Origin of the sequence: Curtobacterium flaccumfaciens (assembly GCF_018598405.1) — a bacterium.
GTDB lineage: Bacteria > Actinomycetota > Actinomycetes > Actinomycetales > Microbacteriaceae > Curtobacterium > Curtobacterium aurantiacum.
Map to the genome: position 1 here is coordinate 50,085 of NZ_JAHEWS010000012.1, position 14,991 is coordinate 65,075.

Annotated in this window: 15 protein-coding genes and 1 tRNA gene; 10 read left to right on the plus strand and 6 right to left on the minus strand. The window is 72.5% G+C overall.

Going from position 1 to position 14,991, the window contains the following annotated elements; genetic code table 11:
- Positions 1–130 precede the first annotated feature (130 nt).
- The 3 genes from KK097_RS09500 to KK097_RS09510 form a co-directional block, all read right to left on the minus strand.
- Positions 131–373: a hypothetical protein gene (locus KK097_RS09500; protein ID WP_214544506.1), complete on the minus strand. Its 243-nt coding sequence runs from the start codon at positions 371–373 to the stop codon at positions 131–133.
- Between the two features lie 226 nt (positions 374–599).
- Positions 600–672 (minus strand) — tRNA-Val (locus KK097_RS09505).
- Positions 673–726: 54 nt separating this feature from the next.
- The gene (locus KK097_RS09510) at positions 727–2,982 is read right to left on the minus strand and encodes a hypothetical protein (RefSeq protein ID WP_214544508.1); all 2,256 of its coding nucleotides are present in this window, start codon (positions 2,980–2,982) and stop codon (positions 727–729) included.
- A 164-nt stretch (positions 2,983–3,146) separates the two neighbouring features.
- Here KK097_RS09510 and KK097_RS09515 point away from each other — a divergent pair, with 164 nt between their 5' ends.
- Genes KK097_RS09515 through KK097_RS09535 form a run of 5 tightly spaced genes read left to right on the plus strand, consistent with a single transcriptional unit; the run spans position 3,147 to position 6,806 of the window.
- The gene (locus KK097_RS09515) at positions 3,147–3,791 is read left to right on the plus strand and encodes a SatD family protein (protein ID WP_214544510.1); all 645 of its coding nucleotides are present in this window, start codon (positions 3,147–3,149) and stop codon (positions 3,789–3,791) included.
- Entirely contained in the window at positions 3,791–4,651 is an 861-nt protein-coding gene (locus tag KK097_RS09520) for a hypothetical protein (protein WP_214544511.1), read from the plus strand. Before KK097_RS09515 ends, KK097_RS09520 begins: the two co-directional genes overlap by 1 nt.
- 43 nt (positions 4,652–4,694) lie before the next feature.
- Positions 4,695–5,228, plus strand: a complete 534-nt coding sequence (locus KK097_RS09525) for a hypothetical protein (protein WP_214544513.1) — start codon at positions 4,695–4,697, stop codon at positions 5,226–5,228.
- A gap of 49 nt (positions 5,229–5,277) precedes the next feature.
- Positions 5,278–6,258: an aldo/keto reductase gene (locus KK097_RS09530; RefSeq protein ID WP_214544514.1), complete on the plus strand. Its 981-nt coding sequence runs from the start codon at positions 5,278–5,280 to the stop codon at positions 6,256–6,258.
- Positions 6,255–6,806 (plus strand): hypothetical protein, encoded by a 552-nt coding sequence (locus KK097_RS09535; RefSeq protein WP_214529853.1) that lies wholly within the window; start codon positions 6,255–6,257, stop codon positions 6,804–6,806. The genes KK097_RS09530 and KK097_RS09535 overlap by 4 nt, the downstream gene beginning before the upstream one ends.
- An 18-nt stretch (positions 6,807–6,824) precedes the next feature.
- Here the strand turns inward: KK097_RS09535 and KK097_RS09540 are convergent, their stop codons facing one another.
- Positions 6,825–8,399: a phenylacetate--CoA ligase family protein gene (locus KK097_RS09540; protein ID WP_307858360.1), complete on the minus strand. Its 1,575-nt coding sequence runs from the start codon at positions 8,397–8,399 to the stop codon at positions 6,825–6,827.
- Positions 8,396–9,448: a nitroreductase family protein gene (locus KK097_RS09545; RefSeq protein ID WP_214544515.1), complete on the minus strand. Its 1,053-nt coding sequence runs from the start codon at positions 9,446–9,448 to the stop codon at positions 8,396–8,398. The genes KK097_RS09540 and KK097_RS09545 overlap by 4 nt, the downstream gene beginning before the upstream one ends.
- Positions 9,449–9,554: 106 nt before the next feature.
- On the opposite strand from KK097_RS09545, the gene KK097_RS09550 reads away from it, so the two are divergent.
- The 5 genes from KK097_RS09550 to KK097_RS09570 all read left to right on the plus strand — a co-directional run bounded on the left by KK097_RS09550 (position 9,555) and on the right by KK097_RS09570 (position 14,032).
- Positions 9,555–9,929 carry a holo-ACP synthase gene (locus KK097_RS09550; protein WP_214544516.1) on the plus strand — a complete coding sequence of 125 codons (375 nt, stop codon included), beginning with the start codon at positions 9,555–9,557 and terminating at the stop codon, positions 9,927–9,929.
- A gap of 80 nt (positions 9,930–10,009) precedes the next feature.
- Positions 10,010–10,309, plus strand: a complete 300-nt coding sequence (locus KK097_RS09555) for an acyl carrier protein (protein WP_214544517.1) — start codon at positions 10,010–10,012, stop codon at positions 10,307–10,309.
- The gene (locus tag KK097_RS09560) at positions 10,306–11,481 is read left to right on the plus strand and encodes an acyl-CoA dehydrogenase family protein (RefSeq protein ID WP_214544518.1); all 1,176 of its coding nucleotides are present in this window, start codon (positions 10,306–10,308) and stop codon (positions 11,479–11,481) included. Before KK097_RS09555 ends, KK097_RS09560 begins: the two co-directional genes overlap by 4 nt.
- A complete protein-coding gene (locus tag KK097_RS09565; RefSeq protein WP_214544519.1) occupies positions 11,478–12,449 on the plus strand; it encodes an amino acid--[acyl-carrier-protein] ligase in 972 nt (323 codons plus the stop codon). Before KK097_RS09560 ends, KK097_RS09565 begins: the two co-directional genes overlap by 4 nt.
- On the plus strand, positions 12,446–14,032 hold the full coding sequence (locus KK097_RS09570) for an alpha/beta fold hydrolase (protein ID WP_214544520.1): 1,587 nt from the start codon (positions 12,446–12,448) through the stop codon (positions 14,030–14,032). Before KK097_RS09565 ends, KK097_RS09570 begins: the two co-directional genes overlap by 4 nt.
- 15 nt (positions 14,033–14,047) lie before the next feature.
- On the opposite strand, the gene KK097_RS09575 is transcribed toward KK097_RS09570, so the two are convergent.
- On the minus strand, positions 14,048–14,974 hold the full coding sequence (locus KK097_RS09575) for an alpha/beta fold hydrolase (protein ID WP_214529846.1): 927 nt from the start codon (positions 14,972–14,974) through the stop codon (positions 14,048–14,050).
- Between the last annotated feature and the right edge of the window lie 17 nt (positions 14,975–14,991).

Below are 14,991 nucleotides of genomic sequence, written 5' to 3' on the forward strand. Positions count from 1 at the left end.
CCCTCGGATCCCACCGTGCGCCCCGTGCACCGGTGGGTCCGACTCGGAGCCTACGGGTCACAGCAGCGGCGCGCCGCCCGGGTCACACGTTCGGGGTCGAGGCCCGCTCCGTGCCCGGGCGCTGGGCCGGCTACAGCTCCTCGACTGCGCTCCGAGCACGCTTCCGCGCCTGCGCACGGGCGAAGGAGACCGAGCCGATCTGCACGGCGGCGAGGATGATCCAGATGACCGCCATCTGCGTGTGGAACCTGGACGGTTCGACCACGGCAAGGACGAGCCAGACCAGCGCGATGACCGCCCACACCCAGACGAGCCACGGCAAGGGCTTGCCGATCAGCCGTTCGAGCAGACTGCGTCGGTGCATCTCGGTCATGGCGCTGACGCTACCGGACGCCAGGGTGATTGACGAGGACCGTTCCCGTGGTCCCGAGATACGTCGAACAGCCCCACGCCGGTGGGCGATCGCCCTCATCGCCCGACGATCAGCGAATCGGCGGCGACCTCGAAGCCGTACGGCCCTGACACCTCATCAGCGGCTGACGGATCGTTGGCCGGTCCCAGTGGAGGACCGGCCACGCGCTGAATCCGGGTCTTCTCGGTGGGCCCTGCCGGGATCGAACCGACGACATCCACGGTGTAAACGTGGCGCTCTACCAGCTGAGCTAAAGGCCCTCACCACGATCCTAGGGCGTCAGCGCTCGATCGTCGTCGAACCAGGCGGGCACGTCACGACACCCCGCACCGGGGTCGATCGCAGCGGATCACGAGTCCCTTCGCGTCCTCGTCCCGGTCCTCCGACACGCCCCCGGACAGCACGATCGGGGTGTCGTCGGCGCTGAGGCCGATCGCCAGCGTGCTGGTGCTCGACCGTTCGTCCTGCACCGGCGGGAACCGGGCGATCGTCGTCTGCTCGGAACTGGTGCACCGTGCGTCACGGCACGAGAGCAGTCCCAGAGTGCCGCGTTCCTCGTCACGGACCGCGACGAGTGGCCGCCCCGATCGGTCGATGACGAACGCCGGAAGCAGGTTCGTCGGCCCGTTCGGCGTGATGTCCGTGTGTGACGAAGACGAGCACGACGCATCCGAACAGAACGTCAGCCGTTGCGTCGCGACCCCGTTGGACCGCGCGAGCACGACCGGGTTCCCGTCGCCGCCGATCGCCACCCGGGCGTCGTACGCCTCGTCCCACGCCCGGACAGGCTCCCCCGACGGGATCGCGTGCGACAGATCGCGGACGACGGGCTGGCCGCCGTCCGGACCGAACGACACCAGCCGAAGGGCGGTGAAGGTCGGCGAACGAGCGTCGGTCTCCGACACCAGCGAGACCACCGCGGTGCCGTCCGGCGCGACGGCGACGTCCACGCCCTGGTGGTCCAGCGGCGGTATCCACGGCAGCGCCACCTGCCGAACCGTGTGGTCTGTACACGCCACGTCCTCGCAGAACACGGCGACCAGGTGGGAGCGCCCTTCCGGTTCACCGCCGCGGGCGATCCCGGCCACCACCGGCCGATCGCCGGAACTCGCGACTGCGACGTCGGTCATCCAGTAGCTGACGCGGTCCCGGTCGGCATCCACGATGTCGACGGCAGCGACCGTGGTGCGGCGCCCTTCCGGGCGATCGACGGCCGGCGCCTCGCCGTCGGTGTCGCGCTTCTCCGCCCGTCTTCCCGCCGGCCAGGCGGGACCGTCCGACTTCGGCGTCGCATCGAGTTGGCCCGGCCGTGAGTGCACGACCTCGAGCTCGTACTGCTTCGCCTCCTCACCGTCGAACCGCACCTTCCACTGGGCGGCGAGCAGCCCACCGTCACCCGCGCTGCCGACCGCGGATCCGAGTGTCCGGCTGGGCATCCCCGTGGCCTCGTCGCACGATGCGTGCCGACACATCCGCAGGCTGCTCGGCGGCGTGTACGGCGCATTCACGACAGCGGTCTTCCCCGAGACATCGGCGACGTCTCCACCGGAGATGAAGCGCGCATCGACCGACGCGGCGTCGTACTGCACGACCCCGAGCGGGTTGCTCGACACGATCACGGCGAACACCACCGCCGGCGCGAGCAACACGCCCGCTCCGACGGGACCGGGCCACGTCCGTCGTCCCCCGGCCACCGGGTCCCCCGTCAGCGGTGACCGGAGCCAACCACCCTCGCTCCGCGTGGCGGCGCCGCGCACCGCGATCGCGACGACCAACAGCACCAGACCGGTCACGGCGATGCAACACCAGGCCACGACCACGCTGCTCCGCACCGCGGACGGCGGCAACAGGCGCAGCAACAGCAGGACACCGACGCCGAGCACCGTCATCATCGTCGCGCCCCCGACGAGCGCACGACGTGGCGTCGCCGTCGCCTCGAGCCCACCACGGACGATGACCCGACCAGCCCCCCAGGCGCGACGGAACGCCGCACGACGGGGCACACCGGCCACGAGCAACGCCCAACCGAGCAGCAGCGGCGCCACGATGACGGCTCCGACCACCAGCAGCACGACGATCACGACGGCGCCCCACCCACCTGCCAGCCACGACAGAGTGGTGGCAGTCCCCGCCGCCACCGCCACCAAGGCGACGAGAGCGGCCTCGACGACGAGCCGCCAGTGGTGCACCGACCACCGCCACGCGTCGAGCGGCCGCGCCACCGCATCGTCCGCGGCTGCGAGCATGACCACGGTGGTTGCGGTCACCCCGAAACCGAGCCCGAGCGTCGCGATGACCGTGCCCACGGCGAGCAGTGCCGCAGGCACCCCGGTCCCGTCGAGCGCCACGAACGCACCGTTCACCAGGGCGACGCGACCACCCGGGACGCCGAGCAGCAGCACCACCCCGGCCAGCAGCAGCCCGGCAGCGAACGGCACCACGAAGGCGAACACCTCGCGTCCCCCGCTCCACGCGATCAGCGGCACGGGTGGCGGGCCGTACTGCCGCCGCACCGCGGTCTCCGTCGATCCGGCGCTCGCGACACCCGTCCCCGGTCGTGCATCATCCATCTGCTCGTCCCCCTCCGACAGCGTCCCCCCATGCTGTCAGGTTCGACGCCCCACGTCCAGAAGGTGACATTTCAGGAGTGCCCCACCCCCTGCGCCCGAGCGACTGAGCCGGAAGGTTTAGCCCGAGACTTACTTTCGACGATATGAAGCTCTACGCTTAACCCATGCAGTCCGAGCCCGTGATCGCCGTGATCGTCGACCTGGTCGACTCCCGCACACTCGACGATCGTTCCGCAGCCCAGCAGGACGTCGAGCACGCCTTCGACAGTACCCCGGACGTCAGCGCACTCGACCCCCTCCGGGCCACCGTCGGCGACGAGTTCCAGGTCATCTACGCCACGCTCACCGACGCCCTCGTGGCGACGACGGCCGCGACCCTCGCCCTCCCCCCGACGGTGCAGATCCGGCTCGGCATCGGGCGCGGACAGGTCCGGACGATCGGCACCGGCGGCGCCGGGCCGCTGCAGGACGGTCCGGGCTGGTGGTCGGCACGGGACGCGATCAACGAGACCCACCGCCGTGAAGACGGCCGGACCGCGTTCCTCAGGACCTGGTACCACGACGCCGACGACCGCCACGGAACGACGGAGCGACTCGTGAACGCCTACTTCCTCAGCCGCGACCACGTCGTCTCGCGACTCGCACCCCGCGCCCGCCGGATCGCACTCGGTCTGGTGCAGGGCCGGACGCAGGCGCAGATCGCCACGGACGAGGGGATCACCCCGTCGGCGGTGTCCCAGTCCGTGCAGAAGTCGGGCGTCGCCGCCCTGGTCGAGGGCCTGCGTGTCCTCGGGGACGGGGGCCGCTGATGCTCGCCGGAGTCCTCCTGACCCTCGTCGGGCTCGCCGACGTCGTCCGCGCACGGACCGGCACCGACGCGGCACCACGACGGGTCCCGACCACCATCGCGGTCGTCCTGCTCTGGGTCGCCGCGACGGTCGTGGCGGTGCTCGGCCTCGGCCTCGCCGTCTGGTCGGTGCTGGTCACGGTCGTCCTCGCCGCCGCGTGGGTCGCGACCACGATCCCGGTCCGGTCCGGGGGCGGAGCCGGCAGCCAGGACCGAGCACTCCCCTGGCTCCGCCGCTCGGGGTCCTGGCCGGCAGCACTGCTCGCCGTCGCCGTCGCGGTCCTGCTGCTCTGGGCACCGGCGGCCGACGCCACCGGGTTCGTGGTCGAATGGCACCGGGACGTCGGCCCGTCCTTCGTCGGCGCGGTGCCGCTCGCCGCGATCGTCGCCGGGATCGGATCGGCGCTGTTCCTGGTCGACTCGGCCAACGTGGTCGTCGCCCAGGCACTGCCAGCAGAACTCTCCCCGGACGCCCAGCGCACAGCGGCGGCAGCAGCATCCGGCCGACCGAAGCGCTTCGGCCGACGACGCACCGGCAGGGCGTCGGACGAAGACGACGACCGGCCCGGAGACCGCACGGTCACCCTCAAGGGCGGCCGCATGATCGGCCCGATCGAGCGCCTGCTGCTCGCCGGATTCTCGTTGGCCGGCGCCTTCCCCGTCGTCGCCGCGCTGATCGCCGCGAAGGGGATCGTCCGGTTCCCCGAGATCCGCCGCGAGACGACCGGGTACCAGGCCGAGTACTTCCTGATCGGCAGCCTGGTGAGCTGGGCGATGGCCTTCGCCGCCGCCGGCATGTGCTGGTTGCTGGCACTGGGCTGACGAACGCCCCCGGCCCCCGATCACCGCAGGTACGCTCTCCCCCGTGAACGGTGTCGGAGTCGGTGTCCTCGACGAAGCCGGGCGGCTCCGCCTGCTCGGTGCGGGTGTGACGGGTGCGGCCTTCGCCGTCGTCCTGGTCATGCTGGTCCTGTCGTCGTGGACCGAGGCGACCACCACCGTCCTGGTCTCGGTCGGCATCCCGACCGCGGCGGCGGGTGCCGCGATCGCCGTCGTCCTACAGCGCCGCGCGTGGCGCGCCGAGGGCGGGTACGAGCGCTCGATCGCGGTGCGCGAGTGGATCGCCGAGGGCGAGGTCCCCGCGGGCGTCCCGGCCGACCAGTGGATCCCGCTCGTGCAGGCGCAGGCCGATCGCGAGGGTGCCGGCTGGGGCAAGGTCGTCCTCGGCGTGCTGTGGATCGCGATGACCTGGTCGATGCGTGACCAGCACGGCACGCTCATCACGACGATGCTCATCCTGCTGTGGAGCGCGATGGCCCTGTGGGCAGCCGTCTGGGTCATCCCCCGCGCCCGGGCAGCGCGAGCGCTCCTGCGCCGCGGCGTCTCGACGATCGGTTGAACCCGCTCGGCTGAACCCCGCCCGTGCGCGCCTGACTACGCTCGGACCCATGCAGAGTCGCACCCTCGGCCGCACCGGCCGCTCCGTCTCCCCCATCGGTCTCGGCACCTGGCAGTTCGGCGGTGACTGGGGTCCCGTCTCCGAAGCCGACGCCAACGCCGTCATGGACGCCTCCGTCGAGTCGGGTGTCACCCTGTTCGACACCGCCGACGTCTACGGCGACGGTCGCAGCGAGCAGCTCATCGGCGCGTGGCGAGCCGCGAACCCCGACGTGCCGCTGACGATCACCACGAAGATGGGCCGACGCGCCGACCAGGTCCCCGAGAACTACCTCGCCGCGAACTTCCGCGAGTGGGTGGACCGCTCGCGGAAGAATCTCGGTCAGGACACCCTCGACCTCGTGCAGCTGCACTGCCCGCCGACCCCGGTCTACGAGGACGACGCCGTCTACGACGCCCTCGACGCGCTGGTCGCCGACGGCTCGATCGCCGCCTACGGCGTCAGCGTCGAGACCGCCGACCAGGCGCTCACCGCGATCGCCCGCCCCGGCGTCGCGAGCGTCCAGATCATCCTGAACGCGTTCCGCCTCAAGCCGCTCGACCGCGTGCTGCCGGCGGCCCGAGAGGCAGGGGTCGGCATCCTGGCGCGCGTCCCGTTGGCCTCGGGGCTGCTCTCGGGCAAGTACACGACGGACACGTCGTTCGCCGAGGGCGACCACCGCAACTACAACCGCCACGGCGAGGCCTTCGACCAGGGCGAGACCTTCAGCGGCGTCGACTACGACGACGGCGTGCGCGCGGCGCAGACCTTCGCGGCGTCCCTGCCGGACGCCGTCTCGGTCCCGCAAGCGGCGCTCGCGTGGATCATCGCGCAGGACGGCGTCACCGCGGCGATCCCCGGCGCGCGCAACCCGGAGCAGGCGCGGTCGAACGCCGCCGCCGGCGACCTGCCGCCGATCGAGGGCCTCGACGCCACCGTGCACGACCTGTACGACACGTGGTTCCGCGCGAGCGTCCACGACCGCTGGTGACCCTGCGGAGCGTCGCGGTCGCGGTGGCCGCACTCCTGCTGCTGTCCGGGTGTGCCGCATACGGACCGGCCACCACCCGCGACGCTCCGCCCTGGCCACGGCCGACCGACCTGACGGCCCGCGCCGAGTCCGCCGGGCTCCGGAACGTGTGGGGCGAACGGCTGGCCGAGCACGTGCACACGCACCTGACGATCCTGGACGGCGACGAACCGGTGACCGTCCCCGCGAACGTCGGACACTCCGACAGCCGGAAGTTCGCCGCTGAGATCCACACGCACGACACCTCGGGCATCGTGCACGTCGAGTCCCCGACGGAGCAGACGTTCACGCTCGGGCAGTTCTTCGACGAGTGGGGTGTCTCGCTCGGCCCAGAACACGTCGGCGGCCTGCGCGGCGAACTGTCGGTGTGGGTGGACGGGCACCGGCGGATCGGCAACCCGCGCTCGATCGAGCTGACGGACCTGCGGCAGATCGTCCTCATCGTCACGACGGTCGGCGAGGTCCCGCACCTGCCGGCCCCCTTCGACTGGCCGCCGCAGTACGACTAGCGCCGGAGCCGGCTCGGCTCAGGCCTCCTTCGCCGCGACCCACGACAGGTCGAGGTCCCACTGCTCGACCGACCCGGCCGGCAGCTGCCACACGTACTCGTTCTTGAGCTTCTTGCCGTCCTCGCGGAACGGCCCCGTCCGGTACGGGTAGAACGCCACCGTCGGCAGCGTGCCGGGCGGCGCCGTGCGGATCGCGTTCGAGAAGTCCTTGTTCAGCCGCCGCAGCTCGGCGATCACGTCGCCCCGGGCGGCGTCCGCGTCGAACCCGCCGGCACCCGAGGCGAGCTGGAACGCGATGTGCAGCTGCCGGTCGCCGTGGTCGTCCTCGTAGCTGATCAGCCGGTGGTTCTCGACGGCCTCGAGCAGCTCCGTATCGCCGTACACGACGTCCCGCACCACGTCGGGCGCGACGACGGCCCCGTTGTAGTCGACGGACAGGTCGGACCGGCCGTAGTGGAACAGCAGCGGCAGGTCGAGCTCGGCCTCGTCGGCGAGCGCGGCGTGCCCGGTCGCCCGCAGCACGGACCGCAGCTCCTTCATCCGCACGACGTGTCCGCGGTCGTGGATGTTGTAGCGGATGCGGGGGCTGATGTTCTCGGAGCGGGCGATGGTGACGACGAGTTCGCCGAGGTCGTTCGTCTCGATCAGGTAGCCGAACGGGTTGAACTGGAACACCATTGGCAGCACCCCGTACTCGCTCTGCTTGGTCAGGGCGGCGGAGAGTTCCGGTGAGGCGGCGATCGCCCGGCGCAGCTGCACGCTGAACGGGGTCTCGATGCCGAGGTTGATCTCGAGGTCGCTCGCCCCGTAGGAGCCGAGCACGGCCTGCGCGTACTGCTCGATGTGGGCGCGCATGTTCTCGCTGATGCCCTCGCCCCCGAACGCGGCGACGATCGTGTACTGGCTCCAGTCGAGCCGGTCGTCCTCGAACAGGGCCTTCAGGAACGGCGGGTAGCTGCAGATGACGTAGGTGAAGTCGGTGCCGAACTCGCGCATCGTCTGCACGATCTTGTCGCGGTCCGGGCCGATCGACTTGATCATGGACGACTCGGTGAGCGAGGCGGTCACGTTCATCCCCGTGGCCCATGCCCCGAGCGAGAAGGCGTTGAGCACGAAGGGCTGCTTCGACAGGTCCTTCGCGGTGCGGGAGAACCCGAGTTGCAGCAGCTGTCGGGTGGCCTGGCGTTCGTCGGGGCCGCGCACCCAGCTGGTCGGGGTGCCGCTCGACCCGCTGGACTCGTCGACGACGACCCCGCGCCGGGGCAGGCGTCCGTCGACGCAGCGCTCGGGGATGCTCCAGCGCTTGACGTAGGAGTCCTTGTCCATCTCGGGCAGTCCCGAGATCGCCGCGGCGATCCCGCCGCGGGTGTCGAGCCGGGAGGCGCGTCCGGACTCCGCCAGGAACGCCCGGTACGCGGGGACCCGCTTCGCAGCCCGTTCCGCGGTCCGCCAGGCGCGCCAGCGTCCGAGGGTCCAGCGGAGCGGCTCGATGCCCGGCGTGAGCAGGAGCTTGTGAGTGCCGACGCGGGGCATGAACAGCGCGACGAACGTCTCGACCACCCACACCACCGAGAACACCGCTGCGCGCTTCACCGCACACCCCCGACGGTCATCGCTGCTGCGGGTCGGCGGTGTGCCAGGGGTGGTGGGTCGCTGTGGCCGAAGCGGAACAGCATCCAGGCCATCCGCCCGTCGGACTCGTCGACGCCCGCACGTTCCACGAACGCGGCGTGTGACCGCGGGTTGGTGATGACGGTCCCGAAGGGGTGCATCACAATGCCGCGTGCGGAGAACTCGAGCCAGATGCGCATGAAGACCCGTCCGGCCTCGACGTACTCGGCGGGGGTGCTGAACGGTCCCTCGAGCCAGGCGAGCTGTCGGACGCCCCGCATGGTGGACAGGTACACCCGGCGGAAGACCCCGCCGATGCCCGGGGCCTCCCAGAGTCCGCGGTGCTCCATGGCGAACCGGAGCACCGGCCCGGGCATGAGCATCGTCTCGGCGGAGAGCCCGTCGCCGGTGGCCGCCGCCTGCCGCTTCGAGAACCTCAGCCAGTGCAGGATCTCGTCGTGCACGGCGTCGTGCCGCAGGTCGTCGAACAGGGTCTCCTGGTTGACGCGCACGATCTCGTCGACGGTTGCCCGGTCGTCGGTGGTGCGGAAGCGGTGTCCGGCTGCCGAGGCGATGGCGGACGCGGCCTCGATCGCGGCGTTGCCGACGAGCGTCGCGTCGTAGGGCCTGCGTGAGGTGCGGCGCGCGAGGAAGCCGGCCAGGGCCTCCCGGTCGTCCGCGGTGACCGTGTGCGGACGCAACGTCACCGTGCCCAGCCGGTGCAGGCGGTCGTCCCCCGCCGCGTCGACACCCGTGGCGTCCAGGCGACCGAAGTCCATCTCGGCGTGGTCGAGCCGTTCCTGCACGGTGAACCCGTGCGCCCGCGCCACCACGTCGAGCCCGGCCAGGAACACCCCGGCACAGACGTGCCCGAACGGGATGCCGAACGACTCCGCCGGCAACCCCCGTCGCAGGTCGTAGAACACGGTCGCGGTGTGGTCGTCCTCGACGCGCACGACGATCGGTTGCGAGTTGTGCGGCGACGGGTAGTGCCGCGCGTCCTCGATGATGCCCGTCCACGGTGATGCCATCGTTCCCCCTCGGTGGTCCCTGGCGACGATCATACGAACCCCCGGCGTGCCCCATGCCGGTCAGGGCATGCACTGTGGACAACGGGTGCGTAGCCTGCTCCTCGTGATGACCATCCGCACCGGCACCGACCTCGCCGCGGTCGAGGACGTCGTCGACGCCGTCGCTGCCCACGGTGAGCGGTACCTGGACCGGGTCTTCACCACCCGCGAGCGGACCGACACCGGCGACGACCCGGAGCGCCTCGCCGCACGCTTCGCCGGCAAGGAGGCCGTCGTGAAGCTGCTGCGGCCGACGCCCGAGCAGGCGGTACCACTGCGCGAGATCGCCATCGTGCTCGACGCGAGCGGCGCCCCCACCGTCGAGCTGTCCGGAGCTGCCGCGGCCCTGGCCGAGTCGATCGGCTGCGGCCCCATCGCGGTGTCGTTGGCGCACGAACGCGGCCTCGCGGTGGCAACGGCGGTGGCCCTCTCCCAGCGCTGACCGCCGGCTCCGGACACCGTGCGGTTTCCCGCACCCGCACGGCGGTTTCCCGAGGCCGCACCTTCCTTATGGTTGCCGTCATGGAACAGGACCCGAACCCCTCCAGCAGCACCGCGACGATCGCCGACCCGGCCACCGACCGGGCCGTCCGTCGCGCCCTCGCCGACCACGGTCGGCTGACGGTCGACGCGTGGGACGTCGCGTCGGTCGCCGACCTCTACGCCCTCGGCCTGACCTCGCACGCCACCGTCAACGTGATGCTCGCGGTGGAGTCCGACCTCGACGTCGAGTTCCCCGACTCCGTGCTGAACCGGTCCACCTTCGCGAGCGTCGAGTCGATCACCGCCGCGGCGGAGCTCGCCGCGGAGCTCGTCTCGTGACCCTGGTCCTGCCGGCACCGTCGGTCGTCGACCGCTTCGCCGAGCGTGCGAGCGCGGTGGCCGAGGTCGCCGCACAGTTCGCCGACGAGGTCGACCGCGACGCCCGGCCCCCGCGCGAGGCCATCGCCGCGATGCGGGAGTACGGCCTGCTGGCGGCAGCGGTGCCGACCGTGCACGGTGGCGAGGGTGCCTCCGTGTCGGAGCTCTCCGCGATCGCGACCGAACTCGGGCGGGCGTGTGCCGCGACCGGGATGGTGTTCGCGATGCACCAGGGCCAGGTCATGGCGCTCTGGCGGCACGGCGGCGACGGTGCCGGCGTGCTCGAGACCATCGAAGCCGTCCGGGGCGGGGCACTCGTCGCGTCAGCCACCACCGAGCGTGGCGTCGGCGGTGACGCCCGGCGTTCCACCTGCTCCATCGAGCCGACCGACGACGGCCGGATCCGCCTGCGCAAGGACGCGCCGGTGATCTCGTACGCCACCGAGGCCGACGCGGTGTTCGTCACCGCCCGTCGCGACCCGGACGCCCCGGCGTCGGACCAGCGCCTACTGATCTGCCGGACGGACGCGATGGTCCTGTCGCAGACGTCGACCTGGGACACCATGGGGCTCCGAGGCACGTGCAGCAACGGGTGGATCCTCGACACCGAGACGACGACCGACCGGGTGTTCCGCGACGACTACGCCACGATCTCCGCCCAGACCGTCCTGCCGGTGTCGCACGTGCTCTGGGCCTCGGTCTGGCTCGGCATCGCGGTCTCCTCCGCCGAACGTGCCCGCAGCGCCGTCCGCAAGCAGGCCCGCGCCGCCGTCGGGACGACCCCGCCCGGTGCCCTCCGGCTGGCCGAGCTCCTCGTCGACCTGCAGGCCCTGGCCGACTCGGTGCGCCACGCCGCCGAACGGTTCGACGCCGCCGCCGACGACCCGGACGTGCTGGCCTCGAGCGCGTACGCCCTCGCCGCGAACGCCCTGAAGATCGGTGCGTCCGAGCGCGTCACCGACATCGTCACGAAGGCGCTGCGCATCGTCGGGATCGCGGGCTACGCGGCCTCGGGTCCGATGAGCATCGCCCGGCACCTCCGAGACGCCCACGGCGCCGCCGTCATGGTGAGCAACGACCGTCTCCTCAAGAACGACGCCGACCTGGCCCTCATGACGGGAGTGATCCTGTGACCCCCACGGACACCACCACCAGCACCACCGCGACCGCCACCACGGACACGCCCGCGGCACTCGACGCCGCCCGCGCCGCCCTCCGCGCCAGCCTGCTCACCGACGGTGTGCTCCTCGACCTCGGCGCCCCCGGCCTCTACGGCCGTACCGGCGTCTTCGAGCGCGTGTACACCGCCGTCGACGCCGCCGCGGTCCGCGGCCAGGAGCACCTCGGCGCCGAGGTCCTGCGCTTCCCCCCGGTCGAGCCGCTCGCGTCCTTCGAGCGCACGGACTACATCGCGTCGTTCCCGGACCTCGCCGCGTCGATCTCAGGGTTCACCGGCGACGACCGCACCCACCGCGCACTGCTCGCCGCCCGCGAGCACGGTGAGCGCTGGGAGGGGTTCCTCGAGCCGGCCGACCTCATGCTCACCCCCGCCGTCTGCCACCCGGTCTACGGCCTGATCGGCGACACCGTGCCCCAGCAGGGCCGGTTCTTCGACATCCTCGGCGACTCGTTCCGCCGCGAACCCTCGCTCGACCCGATGCGCCTGCAGGCCTTCCACATGCACGAGTTCGTGCACGTCGGCACGCCCGCCTCCGCAGCCGCCCACCGCGACGGCAGCATCCCCGTGATGCGCGCCCTGCTCGAGTCGTTCGGCCTCGAGATCGACGTCGTGCCGGCGAACGACCCGTTCTTCGGCCGCGTCGGGCAGATGCTCGCCCGCAACCAGGTCGAGCAGGCGCTCAAGTTCGAGTTCGTGACGCCGGTCTACGGCCCCGACCACGACGCCACCGCGATCAGCTCCGCGAACCTGCACGAGGACCACTTCGGCACCTCGTTCGGCCTCCGCACCGAGGACGGACAGGTCGCGCACAGCGCCTGCATCGCGTTCGGCCTCGAGCGCATCACCATCGCCCTGTTCGCCGCCCACGGCACGGACGTCGACGCCTGGCCGGCGTCCACCCGCGCCGCCCTCGCCCTGTGACCACGCTGCACGGCTGGTCCGGATCGCCGGCGATCCGCGCCGCGGTCCAGCTCCCCGCCACGGCGCGAGCCGGCGTCGTCATCTGCCCGCCGCTCGGGCAGGAGGGCGTCATCGCGTACCGCACGCTCCGTCTGCTGGCCGACCGCCTGGAGGCCCGTGGCATCGCCTCGGTGCGCTACGACCCGTCCGGACGTGGTGACGGCGCCCCCGACACCACGCCCGACGCGCAGGTCCGGTCCGCACGCCACGCCGCCGCCGTGCTCCGCACGACGGGGGTGCAGCACGTCGCCTTCGTCGGGCTGGCCTCGGCCGCCCTCGTCGCGGCGAACGCGGCCGCTGACGCGGACGGCCTCGTCGTCTGGGACGCACCGGCATCGGGCAAGGGCTGGCTCCGTCGGCAGCGCGCCCTGGCGACGATCACGATCGGTGCGGACCGCGTGGTCGACGACGTCGAGAGCCTGATCGGGTTCGACGTCGAGCCCGACGAGGCCGCCGCACTGTCGGACCTCGCCTTCGCCCCGCGAACCGGGCCCACCGTCGCACTCGTCCGTCCGGGCGCGACCCCGCCGAAGGGCCTGGGCGGCGTGCCCGTCACCGAGGTCACCGGCAGCGCCGAGCTCCTCGACGGCACGAGCATCCACGCCCGCATCCCCGGGGCCGCCGTCGACACCGTCGTCGCCTGGCTCGACTCCTGGGCACCCGATGTGGCGGTGCCCGTCACGGCGCCCGTCCTCGAGGAGATCCTCGACGTCGACGGCCGCGTCTCCGAGCGGATCGTCCGCCTCGGCGAACAGGGGTTGTTCGGGATCGAGACCGTCTCGTCGACCCAGCACCACGACGCCCCCGTCGTGGTGCTCCACAGCGGCGGCGCCGAGCACCGCGTGGGGGCCACCGACTACCAGGTCGAACTCGCCCGCGCGCTCGCCCGCGACGGTGCCCGGGTCGTCCGGGTCGACCGTCGTGCCACCGGCGAGAGCACCGGCGTGCACGAGGACGAGCGGAGCTTCCTGTTCGCGCAGGAGTGGGTGGAGGACCAGTCCGCCGTCGTCACCGCACTCGCCACTCCCTCGGACCGGCTCGTGCTCGTCGGCATGTGCGCCGGCGCCTGGGTCGCGGGCCGCGCCGTCGAGGAGGCCCCGCGCCTGGTCATCGAGATCAGCCCGAACGACTACCGTCGCGGCCCGGCCGAGCCCGGCTCGTACGCAGACGACGTCCGGGCGGTCGACGCTCCCTCACCGGCTCGGATGTGGGTGCGCGAGCGCTACAACCGGTTCGTGCCGAAGGCCGTCCGCGACCGGATCGCACGCCGTGACCGGATGGGCGGGGTCGTCGGCCACGTCCGCCCGCTCGTCGAGCACGGCACCGACGTCGTCGTGATCGTCGCCCCGGAGGACGCCGCCCTGTTCGACCGGCTCGGCGGACAGAAGGCCGTCCGGCGCTGGCCCGGTGACGACCGTCGCGGGTCGGTGTCCGTCGTCCGCGTCGAGGACGGCGACCACGCGCTGTTCTCCCCCACGATGCGCGAGGCCGTCGTCGCCGAGGTGCGCTCCCGCGTCGCCGCGACGTTCCCCGTCCCCGCCTGACGCGGCCCGACCGGCTCAGCAGAGGCCGAGTGTCCCGGCGACCGCGTCGGGACGCTCGACGTGGGCGAAGTGCCCGCAGTCGTCGAGCAGCACGGTGCGCGTCTGCGGCAGGAGCTCCCGCAGCGCCGCGAGGTCCGACACCCGCGCGAACACGTCGTCACGCCCGGCGATCGCGGTCACCGGACAGGTGATCGTGCGCCACCGGTCGACGTCGTACGCCGCCGCCGACCGCGCGGCCTCGGTGAACTGCTCCGGCCGGAGCTCCTCGACGAAGGCGTCGAGCACGCTCGGGTCGAGCCGCCGCACGTGCGTGAACACCGGCGCGGCGACGAGCGGCAGCAGCCCGATCCGCGCGATCCCCCGGAGGAGCGGGCGAGCGGCGCCCCCGGTCACCGTGAGGCCCGCACGCAGCAGGGTGAACGCCGGCAGCGTCCGGAGCCCGCGCACGGGGTGCCGAGCAGCCCCGGCGGTCGCGACCGTGGTGCCGGACACCAGGGCGAGCGACCGCACCCGCTCGGGCGCCACCACCGCCAGGTGCAGCCCGACGAACGCGCCCATCGAGTGCCCGACGACGTCGACCGCGCCGAGGCCCAGCGCACCGAGGACGGCCGACACGGCACCGGTGACGGCGTCGAGCCCGAGCGGACCGTCCGGAGCCGGCGACGATCCCCAGCCGGGCAGGTCGACGAGCACCAGCCCGCGGTCGCCGATCCCGTCCGCGGCGTGCAGCAGCGGTGTCCACGTCGACCAGGAGCCGGCGACGCCGTGCAGCAGCAGGAGCGGGTCCGGGCCGGCGCGGTGGTGCACGACGACGGGCCCGGTCGGGGCCTCCACGAGCGTGCGGTTCAGCCCCCAGGCGCCGGGCGTGACGCGCACCGGGTACGGGGCGTACGCATCAGCGGCGACCCCGTGACCACGTGGGTCGGTGTCGATGGCGTGCACCGGGCCTCCTGTCCGAC